The sequence below is a fragment of the Sphingomonas sp. SP2 genome (assembly GCF_058313385.1).
The window spans coordinates 669,724-687,653 of record NZ_JBZFLD010000001.1; the positions used below are offsets into that span (position 1 = coordinate 669,724).

The 17,930-nt window shown below is 66.8% G+C and carries 19 protein-coding genes; 11 read left to right on the plus strand and 8 right to left on the minus strand.

The window, feature by feature from the left end; all coding sequences use genetic code 11:
• Entirely contained in the window at window positions 1–1,545 is a 1,545-nt protein-coding gene (locus AC4GYU_RS03420) for a lipopolysaccharide biosynthesis protein (RefSeq protein ID WP_491085498.1), read from the minus strand.
• On the minus strand, window positions 1,542–4,322 hold the full coding sequence (gene polA, locus AC4GYU_RS03425) for a DNA polymerase I (protein ID WP_491085499.1): 2,781 nt from the start codon (window positions 4,320–4,322) through the stop codon (window positions 1,542–1,544). Before polA ends, AC4GYU_RS03420 begins: the two co-directional genes overlap by 4 nt.
• A 133-nt stretch (window positions 4,323–4,455) precedes the next feature.
• Between polA and AC4GYU_RS03430 the strand changes: the two genes are divergently transcribed.
• The gene (locus tag AC4GYU_RS03430) at window positions 4,456–4,902 is read left to right on the plus strand and encodes a hypothetical protein (RefSeq protein ID WP_491085500.1); all 447 of its coding nucleotides are present in this window, start codon (window positions 4,456–4,458) and stop codon (window positions 4,900–4,902) included.
• Window positions 4,903–4,915: 13 nt separating this feature from the next.
• Here the strand turns inward: AC4GYU_RS03430 and AC4GYU_RS03435 are convergent, their stop codons facing one another.
• Window positions 4,916–5,614, minus strand: a complete 699-nt coding sequence (locus AC4GYU_RS03435) for a Crp/Fnr family transcriptional regulator (RefSeq protein ID WP_491085501.1) — start codon at window positions 5,612–5,614, stop codon at window positions 4,916–4,918.
• Between the two features lie 65 nt (window positions 5,615–5,679).
• On the opposite strand from AC4GYU_RS03435, the gene AC4GYU_RS03440 reads away from it, so the two are divergent.
• A complete protein-coding gene (locus tag AC4GYU_RS03440) occupies window positions 5,680–5,859 on the plus strand; it encodes a hypothetical protein (RefSeq protein WP_491085502.1) in 180 nt (59 codons plus the stop codon).
• Here the strand turns inward: AC4GYU_RS03440 and nadB are convergent.
• Together nadB and AC4GYU_RS03450 are read right to left on the minus strand one after the other, a co-directional pair.
• The gene (gene nadB / locus AC4GYU_RS03445) at window positions 5,856–7,433 is read right to left on the minus strand and encodes an L-aspartate oxidase (RefSeq protein ID WP_491085503.1); all 1,578 of its coding nucleotides are present in this window, start codon (window positions 7,431–7,433) and stop codon (window positions 5,856–5,858) included. The genes AC4GYU_RS03440 and nadB overlap by 4 nt on opposite strands.
• A 9-nt stretch (window positions 7,434–7,442) precedes the next feature.
• Window positions 7,443–8,369, minus strand: a complete 927-nt coding sequence (locus AC4GYU_RS03450) for an ABC transporter ATP-binding protein (RefSeq protein ID WP_491085504.1) — start codon at window positions 8,367–8,369, stop codon at window positions 7,443–7,445.
• 111 nt (window positions 8,370–8,480) lie between these two features.
• Here AC4GYU_RS03450 and AC4GYU_RS03455 point away from each other — a divergent pair, with 111 nt between their 5' ends.
• The 5 genes from AC4GYU_RS03455 (at window position 8,481) to AC4GYU_RS03475 (ending at window position 11,534) form a co-directional block, all read left to right on the plus strand.
• Window positions 8,481–8,996 (plus strand): DUF4402 domain-containing protein, encoded by a 516-nt coding sequence (locus AC4GYU_RS03455; RefSeq protein WP_491085505.1) that lies wholly within the window; start codon window positions 8,481–8,483, stop codon window positions 8,994–8,996.
• Between the two features lie 117 nt (window positions 8,997–9,113).
• Complete coding sequence (locus AC4GYU_RS03460) at window positions 9,114–9,641, plus strand: DUF4402 domain-containing protein (RefSeq protein WP_491085506.1); 528 nt, start codon at window positions 9,114–9,116, stop codon at window positions 9,639–9,641.
• A gap of 50 nt (window positions 9,642–9,691) precedes the next feature.
• The gene (locus tag AC4GYU_RS03465) at window positions 9,692–9,898 is read left to right on the plus strand and encodes a zinc-finger domain-containing protein (RefSeq protein WP_491085507.1); all 207 of its coding nucleotides are present in this window, start codon (window positions 9,692–9,694) and stop codon (window positions 9,896–9,898) included.
• Window positions 9,898–11,316: a metalloprotease TldD gene (gene tldD / locus AC4GYU_RS03470; protein WP_491085508.1), complete on the plus strand. Its 1,419-nt coding sequence runs from the start codon at window positions 9,898–9,900 to the stop codon at window positions 11,314–11,316. Before AC4GYU_RS03465 ends, tldD begins: the two co-directional genes overlap by 1 nt.
• Before the next feature lie 32 nt (window positions 11,317–11,348).
• Window positions 11,349–11,534: a putative signal transducing protein gene (locus AC4GYU_RS03475; RefSeq protein ID WP_491085509.1), complete on the plus strand. Its 186-nt coding sequence runs from the start codon at window positions 11,349–11,351 to the stop codon at window positions 11,532–11,534.
• On the opposite strand, the gene AC4GYU_RS03480 is transcribed toward AC4GYU_RS03475, so the two are convergent.
• Genes AC4GYU_RS03480 through recQ form a run of 3 tightly spaced genes read right to left on the minus strand, consistent with a single transcriptional unit; the run spans window position 11,503 to window position 14,581 of the window.
• Window positions 11,503–11,916, minus strand: a complete 414-nt coding sequence (locus AC4GYU_RS03480; protein WP_491085510.1) for a protein tyrosine phosphatase family protein — start codon at window positions 11,914–11,916, stop codon at window positions 11,503–11,505. The genes AC4GYU_RS03475 and AC4GYU_RS03480 overlap by 32 nt on opposite strands.
• Window positions 11,894–12,805: a sterol desaturase family protein gene (locus AC4GYU_RS03485; RefSeq protein WP_491085511.1), complete on the minus strand. Its 912-nt coding sequence runs from the start codon at window positions 12,803–12,805 to the stop codon at window positions 11,894–11,896. Before AC4GYU_RS03485 ends, AC4GYU_RS03480 begins: the two co-directional genes overlap by 23 nt.
• Before the next feature lie 12 nt (window positions 12,806–12,817).
• Window positions 12,818–14,581: a DNA helicase RecQ gene (recQ, locus tag AC4GYU_RS03490; RefSeq protein WP_491085512.1), complete on the minus strand. Its 1,764-nt coding sequence runs from the start codon at window positions 14,579–14,581 to the stop codon at window positions 12,818–12,820.
• A 93-nt stretch (window positions 14,582–14,674) separates the two neighbouring features.
• On the opposite strand from recQ, the gene AC4GYU_RS03495 reads away from it, so the two are divergent.
• The 4 genes from AC4GYU_RS03495 (at window position 14,675) to AC4GYU_RS03510 (ending at window position 17,912) form a co-directional block, all read left to right on the plus strand.
• Window positions 14,675–15,256, plus strand: a complete 582-nt coding sequence (locus AC4GYU_RS03495; protein WP_491085513.1) for a DUF7010 family protein — start codon at window positions 14,675–14,677, stop codon at window positions 15,254–15,256.
• Window positions 15,253–16,698, plus strand: a complete 1,446-nt coding sequence (locus tag AC4GYU_RS03500) for an ATP-binding protein (protein WP_491085514.1) — start codon at window positions 15,253–15,255, stop codon at window positions 16,696–16,698. Before AC4GYU_RS03495 ends, AC4GYU_RS03500 begins: the two co-directional genes overlap by 4 nt.
• 80 nt (window positions 16,699–16,778) lie before the next feature.
• Window positions 16,779–17,441 (plus strand): LytTR family transcriptional regulator DNA-binding domain-containing protein, encoded by a 663-nt coding sequence (locus tag AC4GYU_RS03505; RefSeq protein WP_491085515.1) that lies wholly within the window; start codon window positions 16,779–16,781, stop codon window positions 17,439–17,441.
• Between the two features lie 81 nt (window positions 17,442–17,522).
• Window positions 17,523–17,912 carry a UrcA family protein gene (locus AC4GYU_RS03510; RefSeq protein WP_491085516.1) on the plus strand — a complete coding sequence of 130 codons (390 nt, stop codon included), beginning with the start codon at window positions 17,523–17,525 and terminating at the stop codon, window positions 17,910–17,912.
• Window positions 17,913–17,930: the final 18 nt, after the last annotated feature.

A 17,930-nucleotide genomic window follows, 5' to 3' on the forward strand; every position in this document is an offset into this window, starting at 1 on the left:
TCAGCGCGCGGCTTCCCCCGTCGTGCCGGGCGCCGGGAGATCGACGTCGATATCCTTCTTCTTCATCTTGAAGAGGACGCGGTCCTCGGGGCCGAAGCCCTTCTTCCAGACGACAAACCCGAAGGTGCCGAGGATCGCCGGGATACCCAGCCCGAGCGCCAGCCATTCGGGCAGCCGAATGGCGAGCTGACCGACGACGAGCGCGGCGGCGGCGGCCCACACCAGGGGCCAGCGCCAGCCACTGACCGGCGCGCCGAGGAGCTTGGAGGCGAGGCGCGCCTTGCTCACGGCAGCAAAGGCGAGGGCTAGGCAGAGGGCCACGGCAGGCGCGGTCGCCTGCCACTCGGGCGGCCAGCCAAGCCGGCGGAAGAGGATGATCAGCGCGACCGTCAGCACCGCCTGAAGTGCTAGCATGGCGAGGCTCAGCATCATGTTGCGGTGGCGCGCAATGTAGATGAGCGCAGCCTCGCTCGTCGTGGCGGTCGCCGCGATGACCTCGGCGCCGAGAAGGAAGATGAGCGCGGCGGTACCGGCGACGAAGGCCGGGCCGACGAGACCCATCACGCCCTCGCCAGGGATGCCGAGCGCAAGCGCCACGGCCGCCTGCGCGGCGATTACCCAGAAACCGACCTGACGGATCTGGCGCGCGACGCCGACCCTGTCGCCCTCCTCGAGGCTCCGGCTGATTACCGGGCCGAGGATCGGATCGAAACTGGTCTTGAGCTTGCTCGGTAGCGAGGCGACGTTCTGGGCGACGTAATAGACGCCGACCAGAGCCGGGGCGGCAAACAGGCCGAGGATGGCGAGGTCGATGCGCCGACTGGCCCATTCGACCGTGTCGGCGGCGGCGATCGGCATGTACTGGCGTGCGAGGCGCCAGCTTTCCACCGGTTGCGGCCGCCAGCCATGAGCGCGGCCGTAGGTTCGCAGAAACGGGATGATCGAGGCGATCAGGGCACCGATCATCGACAACGCATAGGCAAAGATGAGGCCGTCGCGCTTCGAGATGAAGGCAAAGGCCAGCGCCGCGATGCTGATCGTCCAGGGTTCGACGATCGCCCGGGCGCGGACCGTCGCGCCGACGTCGTGACGATAAGCCAGAGCGGCGAGCATGACGTCGCTCCACGCCAAGGCCAGGACGGCGACTGGGAGAAGCCACTCCAGACCGTAGATTTCGCTGTTGGGGAACATCACCCGCGGGAAGGCGAACAGGATCGCCATGCCGATCAGGCTAGCAACGAGGGCCACCAACAGCGCGTCCCAGGTGATGCAGACATGGGGCTTGTCGGTCTTGCTCAGCTGCTGCGCGAGCCCGCGCTTGAGGCCGAGCGTCGCCAGCTGGGCCACGAATTCCACGACCAGCACGGCATAGGCGAAGCGGCCGAGTGCTTCGGCGCCGTAAAGCCGTCCGGCAATGAACAGGAACGGCAGCCGCGCTGCCAGCCGGAGCAGGAATCCGAAGAAGTTGATCCGCCCGCCCCGCGCCAGCGCCGCAAGGTCCTGCCGTGGTGCTTCCGGCGCGGCGGTCGTCTCCGCCTCGCTCAATGCGCGACGCCCCAGTTCGCGCCCCAGCCCACCTCGACGCTAAGGGGAACATCAAGGGTCACGACCGGCTCTGCTGCCGACGCCATGACGTCGCGGATGACCGCCGCGGCCTTTTCCTCGTCGCCATGCGGGACTTCGAAGACGAGTTCGTCATGCACCTGGAGGAGCATTCGCGTGCCTTCGAGGCCGGCGGCCCGCAGCGCTTCTGGCATCTTCACCATCGCCCGTTTGATGATGTCGGCGCTGGTGCCCTGGATGGGGGCATTGATCGCCGCCCGTTCGGCGCCCTGGCGCAGGTTCATGATGCCCGACTTGATGTTCGGGAAATGCGTCTTGCGACCAAAGAGGGTCTCGGAGAAACCGCACTCCCGGACCTTCTGTAGGGTCGTCGAGATATAATCCTTGATGCCCGGGAAGCGCTCGAAATAGCGGTCGATCATCGCCTTGCCCTCTTCCCGGCTGATCCCGAGCCGGCCGGCCAGGCCCCAGCTCGAGATGCCGTAAAGAATGGCGAAGTTGATGGTCTTGGCCTTGCCGCGGCTGTCCTTGCCCGCGTCACCGAACAATTCCATCGCCGTAATCGTGTGAATGTCGTCGCCCGCCGCAAAGGCTTCCTTCAGCTGCGGCACGTCGGCGATGTCGGCCGCGAGGCGTAGCTCGATCTGGCCATAGTCGGCCGAGAGCAGGCTGTGGCCTTCCTCGGCGATGAAGGCGTGGCGAATCTTGGCGCCAAGCTCGGTGCGGATCGGAATGTTCTGGAGATTGGGGTCGGTGGACGACAGGCGTCCGGTCTGCGCGGCCGCCAGCGCATAGCGCGTATGAACCCGTCCGCTCCTGGGATCGATCTGCGCCTGGAGCGCGTCGGTGTAGGTAATCTTGAGCTTGGTGAGCAGGCGCCAGTCGAGGACGAGCCGGGCGACTTCGACCCCGTCGGCCTCAAGCCGCTCGAGTTCGCTCTGATCGGTCGAATAGGCGCCGCTCTTCCCCTTTCGGCCGCCCTTGAGGCCGAGCCGGTCGTAGAGCACCCCACCCAGTTGCTGCGGCGAACCGATGGTGAAGGGGCCGCCGGCCGCGGCGTAGATCTTCTCCTCGAGCGCGGCGATCTCGGTTGCGAAAGTGGCAGAGAGCTCGGCCAGATAGGGGCGATCGACCTTGATGCCGTCGCGCTCCATCGCCCCGACGACGGGAACGAGCGGAAGGTCCACCATCCGGTAGACTCGCGTCCCATGCTCGGCGGCAAGGCGATGCTCAAGCCGCTGCCAGAGCCGCCAGACCATGTCGGCATTTTCGGCCGCATATTCGGTCGCGGCCGCGACCGGCGCGGCGCCGAAGCGGATCGCCTTCTGGCCGGTCCCGACCACCGCCTTGAGCGGAAGGCACTCATGCTCGAAATGCTTCTTCACCAGTTCGTCGAGGCCGTGGCCGAAGCGACCGCCATCGAGGGCGAAGCTGGCCAGCATCACATCCTCATGCGGGGCAACCGTGATGCCATGTTCCGCGAGGAGCTTGAGCTGGTCCTTGAGATTATGCCCGAGCTTGAGGACGCTATCGTCCTCGAGGAGGGGCTTGAGCAGGGTCAGGCCCTCGGCGAGCTTGAGCTGCGCGGGCCCCTCGCTGAGGAGATCCGTCGTCCCGTGGCCGAGGGGGACATAGGCCACCTTGCCCGGCGCCAGCGCGAGGCTGATCCCCGCCAGCCCCTCGGCAAGTCCATGGCCGCCGTCGCCCTGCAGGTCGATCGCCACCTTGCCCTGCGCGCGCGCCTCCTCGATCCAGCGGCCGAGCGTATCAGCGTCCGCGATGGTCGCGTAGCTCGACCGGTCGATGGTGATCGGCTCGGGATCGCCCGGACCGGCAGTACGCGGCGGCACGGCGGCGCGCTCGCCTTCGGGCGGCTTGGCGCCGGGTCCGAGCATGCGCGCAAGAAGCGTCTTCCAACCCTGATCCTCGAGGAATTCACGAAGTGGGGCTTCCGGGATGTTCTTCAATTCGAGCGCTTCGAGCGGCTCGGGCAGGTTCATCTCGCACACCAGCCGGACGAGTTCGCGGCTGAGACGCGCATTGTCGGCATGGTCGAGCAGGTTCTGGCGGAGCTTGGGCTTCTTGATGCCGTCGGCGGCCGCGAGCACCGCATCGAGGCTGCCATGCTCTTGGATAAGCTGGCTTGCGGTCTTGGGCCCGATGCCCGGCACGCCCGGGACATTGTCGACGCTGTCACCCATCAGCGCCAGCACGTCGCCAAGAAGCTCGGGGCCGACACCGAACTTGTCGACCACGTAGGCGCGATCGATCCGCCGGTCGTTCATCGTGTCGAGCATGTCGACCGAGCCATCCTCGATGAGCTGCATCAGATCCTTGTCGGAACTGACGATCGTGACCTTCCAGCCCTGTCGCTTGGCCTCGGTGACGTAGCAGGCGATGATGTCGTCGGCCTCGAGGCCTGCCTGCTCGATGCAGGGAATGGAAAAGGCGCGAGTGGCGACCCGGATCAGCGGAAGCTGCGGGACGAGATCCTCGGGTGCTGGTGGCCGGTGCGCCTTGTACTGGTCGTACATCTCGTTGCGGAACGAGGACGAACCCTTATCGAGGATGACGGCCATGTGGGTCGGTCCATCGGCCTTGCTGAGCCCGTCGGCGAGCTTCCACAGCATGGACGTGTAGCCATAGACCGCGCCGGTGTTCATGCCGTGGCGGTTGGTCAGCGGCGGAAGCCGGTGATAGGCGCGGAAGATGTAGCTCGATCCGTCGACGAGATAGAGGTGGGGCTGGGCGTCAGACATGAGCCGGCGGGTGTAGCAACATCCGCACCCGAATCCACCCGAGGGGCGCGAAGCCACAGCCATTTGACATCGATCAAGGCACCGCCGCCTGCGTCGCCTTACTCCCCTTGGCAGCAAGCCAAGGAGTCGAACGATGACCGACCGTTTCAATCGCGATCTGCTCGCCGCGCGCGGCGAGGTGGTGCCGGCGCCGGCAGTCAATCAGCCCGAAGCCGACGAGCGGCCCTATTGCACCGACCGCAACTTCGGTTTGCCGCCGGTCCTGCTGCTCGGCGCCTTCGCCTGCTTCTTCGGCTATCTCGCGATCATGTGGATCGGCTTCTCAGCCGACGGTCTGATCCTGCCCATGGTGGTCAATTTCATCTTCGTCGCCGCCTTCGCCTTCGTTCCGGCGAAATGGGCGACGATGAAACCGGAGCATCGCAGGAAGGCGCTCGACTGGGCGCACTTCCGGGCGGTCGGGATCGACACCGAGACCGGGCAGACCAGCGCGCGCGAGGCCATCACGCTCGTCCTGCTGCTTCCGGCGGTGATTCTGTTCTGGGGGCTGGCCACGACCACCATAGCGGCTCTGGTCTGACCCTCCGGCTTGCTTAGGGCAGGCCTCCGGTCCCCAGTTGCGCGGCGTCGATCAGTTCGACGCCGCGCAATCCCTTGCGGCGGATCGCGCCGTTCCTTTCGAGAATTCCCATCTGGCGGCTGACGGTTTCGATGGTGAGGCCGAGCAGACTGGCGATCTCGGCCCGGCTGAGCGGCAGGTCGAAACGCGCTGCCGGATGACAGGGCGAATCGCTGGCGGCGTCGGCCATGGCCAGCAGGAACGCTCCGACCCGTTCGCGAGCCGAATGCCGACCGACCATGGCCATCAGCGAGCGGGCGCCGAACAGGTCCTCACTCGACCGGCGGAGAAGGGCGCGGGCAAGCGCCGGATAGCGCTCGACAGCCGCTTCATACTCGCGGCGCGAGAAGAGGCAGACCTCGCTCTGCGTCAGCGCCACCACGTCGAAATTGGTCAGCGGCGCGAAGAGTTCGCCGACGAAGCCCGCGGGATGGACGAGACTGAGGATCCGCTCGGTCCCCTCCTCGTCGCTGGCGCTGATCTTGAGCGCCCCGCGCACGAGCGTCGCGCAGCGATCATTGTCCTCGCCCGCGGCAAACAGGGTCTCTCCGGGCTCGAGCAGCCGGTGCCGGCCGAACCGCGCCAGGTCGGCCCGCTCACCGTCGTCGAGCGCCGCGCAAGCCGCGCGATCGCGGACCGGGCAGGTTGCGCAGGCAAGCGGGCTTGAACTCATGAGCGGGGTGTAACCGAAGCCGGCCGGGGATTGCCACCGCCCGCGCACGGGTCGATGACAGAGCCATGGCCGAGAAATTCGCACGACATAAGCAACCCTGGACCCCCGACGAGATCGCCAAGCTTCATACGCTTGCGGCCAAGGGCATGGGGCTGAAGGCCATCGCCAAGGCCCTGACCCGCTCGGAGGAAAGCACGCAGGCGCAAGCCAAGGTGCTCAAGCTCAAGATCGCGAAGCTGCGCTAGGGCGCCAGCACCGTATCCTTGGCCTGAGCGAGCGTCCGCGGATAATCCGTCGTGAAGTGCAGCCCGCGGCTCTCGCGGCGATGGAGAGCCGAGCGGACGATGAGGTCGGCGACCTCAACCAGATTGCGCAGCTCGATCAGGTCGGGCGTGACGCGAAAGTTCGAATAATAGTCGGTCACTTCGCCGCGGAGCATGTCGATCCGCCGCTTGGCCCGCTCGAGCCGCTTCGTGGTCCGGACGATGCCGACATAATTCCACATGAAACGGCGGATCTCGCCCCAGGTCTGGGCGATAACGACTTCCTCGTCGCTGTTCGTTACCCGGCTCTCGTCCCATTCACGGACCCTGGCCAGCGGCGGCAATTCGTCCCAGCGTGTTAGGATGTCCTTCGCCGCGGCCTCGCCGAAGACGAGGCATTCGAGCAGTGAATTGGAGGCGAGCCGGTTCGCGCCATGGAGGCCGCTCTCCGTGACCTCGCCTGCGGCATAGAGCCCGGGCGCGTCGGTCCGGCCGGCGATATCCGCCACGACGCCGCCGCAGGTGTAATGCTGCGCGGGGACGACCGGGATCGGGCCCTTGGTCATGTCGATGCCCAGCCCGATCAGCTTCTCGTAGATGTTGGGGAAGTGCCCCTTCACGAATTCGGGATCACGGTGCGAGATGTCGAGGTGGACGAAGTCGAGCCCGTCGCGCTTGATCTCATTGTCGATGGCGCGGGCGACCACGTCACGTGGCGCTAGCTCGGCCCGCTCGTCATAGTCGGGCATGAAGCGGTGGCCGGTGAGCGGATGCTTGAGCACCCCGCCTTCGCCGCGGACCGCCTCGGTGATCAGGAAATTCTTGACCTCGAGATTGTAGAGGCAGGTCGGGTGGAACTGCATCATCTCCATGTTGGAGACACGGCAGCCCGCACGCCAGGCCATGGCAATCCCGTCGCCCGTCGCCCCGCGCGGCGCGGTCGAATAGAGATAGACGCGCCCCGCACCGCCGGTCGCCAGCACGGTCGCCCGGGCAAGCAAGGTCTCGACCTTCCGGGTCTGGCGGTTGAGCGCATAAAGCCCGTGTACCGCCCCTCCGCTCGAGAAGCGTTCCTCGTGCCGCCCGGTGATGAGGTCGATCGCGACCATGTCCGGGAGGAGGACGATATTGGGATTGGCGGCGGCCGCCTTTTCGAGCGCCTGCTGGACCGCCCAACCCGTCGCGTCGGCGACGTGGACGATCCTTCTGTGGCTGTGGCCGCCCTCGCGGGTCAGGTGAAGCGCGCCACCTTCTTCAGCGAAGGGGACGCCGAGCTCGATCAGCCGCGCGATCGCTGCCGGTGCGGCGCCGACGACATGTTCGACGACATCGCGGTCATTCAGTCCCGCGCCGGCCGCCATCGTGTCCTCGACATGGGCCTCGAAGCTGTCGCCCTCTTCGAGGACGGCGGCGATCCCGCCCTGCGCCCAGCCCGTCGCGCCCTCGCCGAGGCCGCCCTTGGCGATGACCGCCACCCGGCGATGCTCGGCAAGGTTGAGCGCTGCGGTCAGTCCGGCAGCGCCCGACCCGATGACGAGGACATCAAAGGACTTCATGCGGCGCGATCAGGCTTCGGAGCGCACGAGGCTAAGGAACACATCCTCGAGGTCGGGCTCCTTCGTCACCACGTCGACGATACCAAGGCCGTCACGCTGAAGGGCGGCGAGGACCTCGCCGGCGTTCACCTGGTCCTTGCGATAGGTGATGGCGAGACTGCGCTGCCCCTGCAGCACGACCTTATCGAAGCAGATATTGTCGGGAACGGCAGCAAGGTCGCGGTCGACCGTTACTACCACGTTCTTTTCCTGCGCACGACCGAGCAATTGCCCGGTCGGCTCGTTGGCGACCACCTTGCCGTGGTTGATGATCGCGATCCGCTCGCACAGCTCCTCGGCTTCTTCGAGATAGTGCGTCGTCAGGATCACCGTCGTTCCCTGCCGGTGCAGCTCGCGCACATATTCCCACAATTGCTGGCGAAGCTCGATGTCGACCCCGGCGGTGGGCTCGTCGAGCACTAGGATGGGCGGCGAATGCACCATCGCCTTGGCGACGAGCAGCCGCCGCTTCATGCCACCGGACAGCGTCCGGCTGTAGGCATGGGCCTTGTCGGTCAGGCGCATCGCCGCCAGCAGTTCGTTGCTGCGCCGCTCGCCCTTCGGAATGCCGTAGAGGCCCGCCTGGATCTCGAGCGCCTCGCGCGGCGTGAAGAAGGGATCGAACAGGATTTCCTGCGGCACGATCCCGATCGACAGCTTCGCATTGCGCGGGTGCTGATCGATGTCGAAGCCCCAGATGTCGACCTTGCCCTCCGACTTGGTGACGAGGCCCGCAAGGATGTTGATCAGGGTCGACTTGCCGGCACCGTTGGGGCCGAGCAGGCCGAAGAATTCTCCTTGCTTCACTTCGAGCGAAACGCCGTCGAGGGCGCGCTTGCCCCCGTCGTAGGTCTTGCCGAGGCCGTCGATTCGAATGGCGGGTGCGTCGCTGCTCATGGCTGATTCGCTTAGCGGCGGGGCGATGCGGGCGAAAGCGGAAGAGGTAAATTGAGCATTTACCCTACTTCCTAAAGTGGATTTGACGTTAACCCTCCTAGAGCAGCACCCATGTGGCGCGCTCCTTGCCTGTTCTGTCTTGCGGCGATCGTCGCCGCGACCCCGGCGGCAGCGCAGAATGCGCGCTTTTCGGCGACCCCGCGTGCCAAGGCCAGTGCGGCGCTCATCTTCCCGCTGACGGTCGTCACCAAGAACAACCTCGATTTCGGCTACATCGCCGTCAACGCCGCGGGAACGGTGGTGATCGATCCGAACACCAGTGCTCGGAGTGTCACCGGTGGCGTGCTCGCCCTCGGGGGGAGCCCCCGCCCTGCCACCTTCCTCGGTGCGGCACGAAGCGCCTCGGTGGTCATCATCCGCCTGCCAAAGTCGGCCGTCACGATCCGCCGTGTCGGTGGGACCGAGACGATGCAGGTCCAGAACTGGACCCTCCAGGGGCAGGACAAGCGCACGCTGGCGCGATTGGAGGCCTTCGAATTCAACGTCGGGGCGACCTTGGTAGTCAATGCTAACCAGGCCGAGGGCTTCTACACGGGCGAATTCGACGTCACCGTCCAGTATCCATAAGCGCCGCCGACTTCTGAAGGCACAGGGTTAAGGCCGCCTTGAGGAGCCTTGGTGAACCACTGTTGAGACGCATCCAACCAAAATGGTGGGGTTCAACAAATGTGGGGAACCCGAACAATGCGTTTTCATCTTGCCGCCGCGGCGCTCGCCGCCACCACCGCTTTCGCTGCTCCGGCCGCCGCCCAGTCGGTTCCGGTTTCATCGTCGGACTCGATCCAGGCCCGTGCGCTGCTGATCCAGCCCGCCACGATCCAGCGCGTCGACGACCTCAGCTTCGGTACGATCGTCGCCACTCCGTCGTCGACCGGCACCGTTACCATCAACCCGAATGATGGCAGCCGTACCGTCGCGGCGCCGCTGGTCGGCTCGACCGCCGACGTCGGTCAGCGCGGTCGCTTCATCGCCAACGGCCTGCCGAACCAGCCGGTCAACCTGGTGGCGGCCTTCCCGGCCTACCTCCAGAACACCGCCGACCTGACCCGCACCGTCGCCTTCACCGGCAGCCTCGACAATGACGGCACCAGCCGCGTCATCGGCGCGACCGGTGTCTTCTATGTCGGCGTGGGCGGCACCATCACCATCGCGGCCAACCAGATGCCCGGTCTCTACACCGGCGAAGTCACGGTCACGGCCCAGTTTCAATAAGCACCCCACAGCTTATTGAAGCGACGGGAGGCGGTTGCTACCTCGAGGGTATGCAGCCGCCTCCCGAAGTCGTTCGTGTCACCAGCAACGCCGTCCATTGCGACGGCAGCGGCGACATCAGCCCCGCGCTCGGCCATCCGCGCGTCTTCCTCCGCATCGACGAAAAGGGTTTCGTCGAATGCGGCTATTGCGACCGCCGCTTCGTCCTCGTCGGCGGTCCGGCCGATGACGGGGTCGACGGGCAGGTCGCCGCCTGATGGGGGCCGAAGACCCCCGCCGCTTCCTTTTTTCGTCGGCGCTCGATCCGGACGAGGCGCGTCGCCTCGCCGCCAAGCACCTGTCGCCCCATGACGATGGCGAACTTTACCTTCAGTATCGCCGCTCCGAGGCGTTCGGCTTCGACGATGGCCGGCTGAAGACCGCCGACTATCATGTCGGCCAGGGCTTCGGCCTGCGCGGGGTCAGCGGCGAAGCAACGGCCTTTGCCCACGCCAACGAACTTTCCGCTGCCGCCATCGATCGGGCGGCCGAAACGCTCCGACTGCTCGTTCCGGGCGGCAGGCCGACGCTTGCGCCCCCGAGGACCAATCGCGCGCAATATGGCAGCGAGGATCCGCTCGGCGTTCTGCCCTTCGCCGACAAGGTCGCGCTCTGCCAGCAGATCGACGCCGTCGCCCGAGCCCGCGATCCGCGCGTGGTCCAGGTCAGCGTCGGCCTCCAGGCGAGCTGGAGCGTGGTCGAGATCGTCCGTGCCGACGGCTTCGTCGCCACCGACGTCCGCCCGCTTGTCCGATTGAACGTCCAGATCGTGGTCGAACAGAACGGCCGGCGCGAGATGGGCTTCCATGGCCTTGGCGGGCGCTACGACATGCATCGCCTGTTCGATGAAGCCACCTGGAACCGGGCGATCAACAGCGCCCTCGCCCAGGCGCTGGTCAATCTCGATGCCGTCGCCGCACCCGCGGGTGAGATGACCGTCGTCTGCGGACCGGGCTGGCCCGGCGTGCTGCTTCACGAGGCCGTGGGCCACACGCTCGAAGGCGACTTCAACCGCAAGGGCACGAGCGCCTTTTCCGGCCGCCTTGGCGACCGCATCGCGGCCCTGGGCGTCACCGTGGTTGACGACGGCTCGCTCCACGAACGGCGTGGCAGCCTGACCATCGACGACGAAGGCACGCCGACAGGGCGGACCACACTGATCGAGGACGGAATCCTGGTCGGCTATCTCCAGGACCGGCTCAACGCCCGCCTGATGGGAGTCGAGCCGACCGGCAACGGGCGCCGCGAAAGCTTCGCCCACGCGCCCATGCCGCGCATGACCAACACCTTCATGCTCGGCGGAAAAGACGATCCCGCCGAGCTGGTGTCACGGGTCAAGGACGGCATCTATGCCAAGAGCTTCGGCGGCGGGCAGGTCGACATCACCAGCGGCAAGTTCGTCTTCGGCTGCACCGAGGCCTATCGCATCCGCGACGGCAAGCTCGGCGAACCTCTCAAGGGCGCGACCCTGATCGGAGACGGACCGACCGTCCTCACCCGGGTCAAGGGCATCGGCAACGATCTCGAACTCGACGAAGGCGTCGGCATTTGCGGCAAGGGCGGGCAGAGCGTTCCCGCTGGGGTCGGGCAGCCAACCCTCCTGATCGACGGAATTACGGTCGGGGGCACCGCCTGAGCCTCGTCGAGGTCGCCCGTTACCCAACTCGGGTGGATGCCGATCTCGCGCGCTTGCTGCTTGGAAGCCATGGCATCGAAGCGCGGCTGTTCGACGCCGAGGTGCACAGCTTCCTCGCGATCGGATCGCTGATGCCGGTCCGGCTGATGGTGCTGGACGAGGACGCTCTCGACGCCCTCGCGCTACTCATAGAAGATGGTCGACTGCCGCCAGGCTGAAACCGGCTTCACCTGCCTTGCGCTCGAGGTCGGCCCGCGGAACGCCCTGCTCGCGGCAGGCGACTGCCCAGGCAAGGGTCGAGCGCATCCCCGATCGGCAATAGGCAAGCATCTTGCCGTCCCCGACCTCGTTCATCGCCTCGCGCATCTGTTCGATCGTGGTCGGACCCAGCCCGCGCGCAATCGGGATGTGACGATAGCCGAGCCCGGCCGCCTTCGCCGCGGCTTCGATCTCGTCGCTGGTCGGCTGTCCGTCGTCCTCGCCGTCCGGGCGATTGTTGATCACCATCGTGACGCCATGCCGCCGCGCTTCCTCGAGATCCTCGCAGTGGATCTGCCCGGCCACCATCACCCTGTCGTCAAGCGGCTTGAACGCGGTCATCGTCGGTTTCCTCCTCAGGGCCTTGCCAGCGGGCACGGATCATCTCGCTGGTCAGGCGGCTGCCATCGTGGCTCCAGCCCGGCTCGCGCCAGGCATAATGCCATTTGGCACGTCCGGGTGCCGTTCCCAAGTCGCGGATCATCGCCACCCATTCGTGGACCGCGGCCCAGAGGGGATTGAAGGATCGCAGCGGGGTGACAATCCCGTAGCGCGGCCGGTCGTCGTCGCGCTCGGGCTCGAAGGTGCCGAGCATGCGGTCCCACACGATGAACACCCCCGCATAGTTACGGTCGAGATAGCGCGGATTGACCGCATGGTGAACGCGATGGTGCGAGGGCGTGTTCATCACCGCTTCGAACCAGCGCGGAAGCCGCCCGATCGCCTCGGTGTGGATCCAGTATTGGTAGACGAGGTTGAGGCCTGCGCAGAAGAAGACGAGCGCGGGCGGAAAGCCGATCACGAACAAGGGCAGGCGAAAAAGGAAATTAAGGCTGATGAAGCCGGTCCACGTCTGCCGCAGCGCCGTCGAAAGGTTGTAGGCCTCGCTCGAATGGTGGACGACATGGCTTGCCCAGAACCAGCGTACGCGATGCGCCGACCGGTGGAAGAGGTAATAGGCAAAGTCGTCTGAGACGAAACAGAGGATGAAGCTCCACCAGGCGACCGGGATATCGAACAGCCGGACGCGATGGAGCCCGGTGGCAAAGGCGAAGACGAGCCCTGCCGTCAGCGTGCCCGCGGCGAGGCTTCCCAGTCCCAGCGTGATCGACGTCGCGCTATCCTTGAGGTCAGGCCCCTTTCCCCGCGCGCGCTTAAGCCACCGTGCTTCAAGCCCCAGCGTGGCCAGGAAGAAGGGGATGGCGAGGATGACCGGATCGGGAAAGGTCATGGCCGTGCGATCCTAGGCGAATGCGGCAACCGTCTCCAGCATTGCCGCGCCGTAACGCTTCAGCTTTGCCGCGCCGACACCCTGGATTTCGGCCAGTTCGTGCAGCGTCGCAGGCTTGGCGGACGCGATTTCCCGCAAGGTGGCGTCGTGGAAGACGACATAGGGCGGCACCCCTGCCTCCTTCGCGAGCGAACGGCGGGTATCGCGCAGCGCATCGAACAGCGGATCGTCGGGAAAGTCGGTGCTGTCGGCTCCGCGACGTGAGCGCCGCTTGCGCGCCAGCGGGATCGCGATGCGCACCTCCTCCCCCGCCTTGAGGATGGCGCGCGCGCCTGGCCCGAAGCTAAGACCCCCATAGGCATCGGCGCGCAAGGCATCGCGGGCGATGAGGGCGCGCGCGACGGGCTGAACCAGACGCAATTCCTCGTCCGAGCATATGCCGAAGACGCTCAAGCGGTGATGCCCGTTGGCGTGGACCTTATCTGTCTCCTTGCCCGCAAGAACATCGGAAAGATGTCCGACCCCGAAGCGCATCTCCGTGCGGAAGGCGGCCGAGAGCAGTTTCTTTGCGACCTCGGTGACCTCGATTGTCTGCGGCGGGTCGAGGCAATTGTCGCAATTGCCGCAGCGCACCGGCGGATCCTCGCCGAAATGGCGAAGCAGCACGGCGCGGCGGCAATCTGTCGTTTCTACCAGCCCCGCGAGCGACTGGAGACGCGCCCGTTCGTCTGCCTGCCGTTCTGGCGGCGTGTCCCGCTCGATCCGCTGGCGAGCAAGCGCGAAGTCGCCGGCCGACCAGAAGAAATGCGCCTCGGCAGGATCGCCATCACGCCCGGCGCGCCCGGTTTCCTGATAATATGCCTCGATCGACTTCGGGCTCCCGGCATGGACGACCGTCCGGACGTCGGGCTTGTCGATCCCCATGCCGAAGGCGATCGTCGCGGCCATCACCATCTCTTCCGAAGCGACGAACGCGGCCTGGTTGGCGGCGCGGATCGGGGCCTCGAGCCCGGCATGATAGGAAAGCGCGGACCGCCCGCTCGCGGCGATCTGCGCGGCCATCGAATCCGCATCCTTGCGGCTCGACACATAGACGATTGCCGGACCAGGCCGCTCCTTGAGCAGGGCAAGCACCTGCCGCCCGGCCTGCTCGCGCGGGCGAATATGGTAGCGGATGTTGGGCCGGTCGAAACCGCTGATGATCAGCCCGTCCTCGGGGATGCCGAGCTGGACGAGGATATCGGCCCGCGTTCGCGGGTCGGCGGTCGCAGTGAGCGCCAGCCGCGGCACCTCCTCGTGATCGCCGAGCAATCTCGTCAGCAGCCGGTAGTCGGGCCGGAAGTCGTGCCCCCACTCGCTGACGCAATGCGCCTCGTCGATGGCGATGAGGCTGAGCGGCACGCGATCCGCGAGACGCCGGAAGCCGTCGGTCGTCGCCCGTTCGGGCGCGACGTAGAGAAGGTCGAGGTCGCCGCCGAGGAAGCGCTTCACCACCGTGTCGCGATCGTCGGCACTGGTCAGCGACGCCGCCCGAATGCCAAGCGCCTCGGCGCTCCGGATCTGATCGTGCATCAGCGCGATCAGCGGCGAGATGACCAGCGCGGTGCCGTCGAGCGCGAGCGCCGGCAGCTGGTAGCAAAGGCTCTTGCCCGCCCCCGTCGGCATGATCGCAAGCGTCGGCCGCCCGGCAAGCACGCGCCCGACCACCTCTTCCTGCACCCCGCGGAAGTGGTCGAATCCAAAGACTTGTTTGAGTAGCTGATGCGGGTCGGTCACAGCATCGCCTTTGGCCGCCCTTTCGCACCCGGCGCAACCTTGTCTTGGCTGCCGTGCCCGTCCAAACGAGAAATTGGGTAGGGGATCGATAAGATGAACATGTCCGAGCGGAGCCTTGCGGAGCTCCATGCCGATTTCCGTGCATCCAGCACCAATGCCATGCCGATCGCCGGCCTCCTCACCTGGGGGGCACTGGGGCTAGCCGCGCTCGTCCTGCCCGAGCGGACAGTCGCCAACGCCTCGCTCTACATCATGGCGGCGATCCTGCCGCTCGCCTTCCTCATCGACCGGCTGCGCGGCCGCAACCTGTTCGGCGGGGGCGACAATCCACTGGTCCGCCTCTTCCTGCTCGGGATCCTGATGGTCGGCCTGACCGTCCCGCTGGCGGTGATCGGGAGCAAGGGCGGGCAAGCGCTGCTGGTCCTCCTCGGCATGGCGATCCTTGCCGGCATCGTCTGGATCCCCTTCGCCTGGGCCGCCGACGACCGCAGCGGGATCACCCACGCCGTCGCCCGCGCGCTCGGCTGCTACCTCGCCTATGGCTTCGTGCCCGCACCCTTCACCGCCAGCGCGATCTGCGCGGTGGTCGTCGCGGCCTATGTCTATTCGCTTCTCGCCATGCGCCCGATCGGCCCGGCGGCCCGCACCGCGGGGGCTCGCACCGCCGCCGCATGACCGTCGCCGTCGACATGGGCCTGTCGCCGCAAGGCCAGCCCGTCACCATCGATCTCGAGGAACTGCTCGCCACCCGCCTGCTCGTCCAGGGCAATTCGGGAAGCGGCAAGTCGCACCTGCTGCGCCGCCTGCTCGAGAAGAGCGCGGGGCAGGTGCAGCAGATCGTGATCGACCCCGAAGGCGACTTCGTCACGCTCGCCGGCCCCTACGGCCACCTCGCGATCGAGGCCGCCGAGCATGACGAGAAGGAGATCGCCCGCGCCGCCGCCCGGATCCGCGAGCATCGCGCCTCGGTCGTGCTCAGCCTCGAGGGCCTTGAAGCCGAAGGCCAGATGCGCTGCGCCGCCTCCTTCCTCTCGGCCCTGTTCGATGCGCCGCGCGACCATTGGTATCCCGCGCTCGTGGTCGTCGACGAAGCCCAGCTCTTCGCCCCTGCCGGCGGCGGCGAGGTCGCCGAGGAAGTCCGCCGCGCCTCGCTCTCGGCCATGACCAACCTCATGTGCCGCGGCCGCAAGCGCGGGCTCGCCGGGATCATCGCCACCCAGCGCCTCGCCAAGCTCGCCAAGAACGTCGCGGCCGAGGCCTCGAACTTCCTCATGGGCCGGACCTTCCTCGACATCGACATGGCGAGAGCCGCCGATCTCCTCGGCATGGAGCGCCGGCAGGCCGAGGCGATCCGCGACCTGCCCCGCGGCACCTTCCTCGCGCTGGGCCCCGCGGTCAGCCGCCGCCCGCTGTCGATCGCGATCGGCGAAGTGGAAACCCGCGCCCGTTCGATGAGCCCCAAGCTCGTGCCGCTGCCGACCGCGACCAAGAGCGAAGATTTGCAGGAGCTGCTGTTCCAGCCGGGCTTCGATTTCGAGCCCGCCCCCGCGCCGCGTCCCGAGCCCAAGCCGCTTCGCTCCGAAGCGCTGATCGAGATGCTCGCCGCCAAGCAGCCCGCGCCGACGCCGGCGCTCCCGGCCAAGTCGGACGAGGAGCAGGCCGCCGCGGTCGCGGCCGCGCTCGAGGCGATGGTCGCCGATCCCGATTCCTCGGGCCGCTCGGGCGCGGTGCTGTTCCAGGACTTCACCGTCCGGCTGCGCATGGCCGGCGTCTCCCCGAGCCCGCTCGACCTTCCGGCCTTCACCCGCCGCCTCGCCATGGCCCGCGCGGGCATCTTCACCGAGGACCCCGACTGGCATCCCGCGCTTGAGGCCGCCGAGGGCCTGCCCGAGGACATGCTCGGCCCCTTCCTGCTCCTTGCCCGCGCCGCGCGCGACAGCCAGCCGACCCCGAGCGACGAGGCGATCGCGGCGAGCTACGGGACCGCCAGCCTCGGCCGTGCCCGCCGTCTCCTGAGCTACATCGAAAGCCGCGACCTCATCGTCACCCGTACCGACCTCAGCGGCAAGCGCAGCATCGCCATCCCTAGGCTGGGCTGGAGCACCGCAGCGGCCTGACGGCCAGCTATTTACTGGCGATTATTGTCGCGCTTTACCGGAAAGTGTAAATGGAGTCGGCTTCCAGGGGGAAGCGATCCATGTCCGGAATCGAGATCGTCGTCTGCATCGCATTCGACCATCGCGCATCGGCCGATGGTCTGGCGCGCTTCAGGGACTGCCTTGCCCGCTGCCCGCGGGTAGCAAGTACGCTCGAAGTCACCGGGACCTTCGACCTGATCGTCGAGGCGCGGTGTGAGACACTTGCCGACTATCTCGCTGAGCTCGAGCGTTTGCGCCCCCTTCTCGCAGAATATGCGACGCGGGTCGAAAGCAGCTTCGTCTGTCGCAAGCTTCAGCAGGCGGTTGTTACCGAAAATGATCACGCCATCTGGCTGACATGCGAGGATGGCCGCCGCCGGGTCCCGCTCGAACTGATCGACAAGGTAATCGCCGAGGGCGACTATATGCGCGTCCATGTCGGCGAATGGTCGACCCTGGTTCACCAGACGCTCTGTCGGACGGCCGAGCAGCTCTCGCTCGGTCGCTTTCTCAAGCTGCACCGCTCCTGCCTGGTGCGACTTAGCTTCATCGATCGGCTGATCCACGAAGGTCGGCGGTGGCGCGCCCGCCTGCGCGATGGCAGCGAGGTCCCCATCGCCCCGAGCAGCGTCCATGACGTCCTTCGCGCGACCAATGGCGAGTCGTCGACGGATCGACCGGCCTCATCGAAAAAGAGCGAGCCCATCGTTCTCGGCAACTGACCTCACCGAATCCTGCGGGCGGCAACCGGCTCCACGTGAAAGGAATATCGCCGGGACGCTCGGTCCCGATGGAGGCTTCTCATGCAACAGCGGACAATCCCCTGCCTGGTCGCCGCCGGTTTCCTCGGCGTGGCCCTGTGCGCCAGCGCGACGCAGGCCCTTGCCGGACCACCGGCCGAAAATGTCGTGGTGCAGGGCAAGCGGATCGATCCCGCCACGCAGCGCGTGGTCAGCTATGCCGACCTCAACCTCACCATCCGCCAGGATCGTCGACGATTGGATCATCGCATCTACCGGACCGCGGGGTCGCTCTGCTTCGACATGAATGGCTTTGACAGTGGCGAATGCACCAGCCTCGCCGTGCGCAGCACCGATGCGCAGGTCGCCGAGGCCGTGAAGCGCGCCTATCGCCAGATGGCCGGACTGCCGACCGGGCCGGCGCTGCAGATCACGATGGTGATCGGGCACTAGGTCCGGCGACCGGGGGCA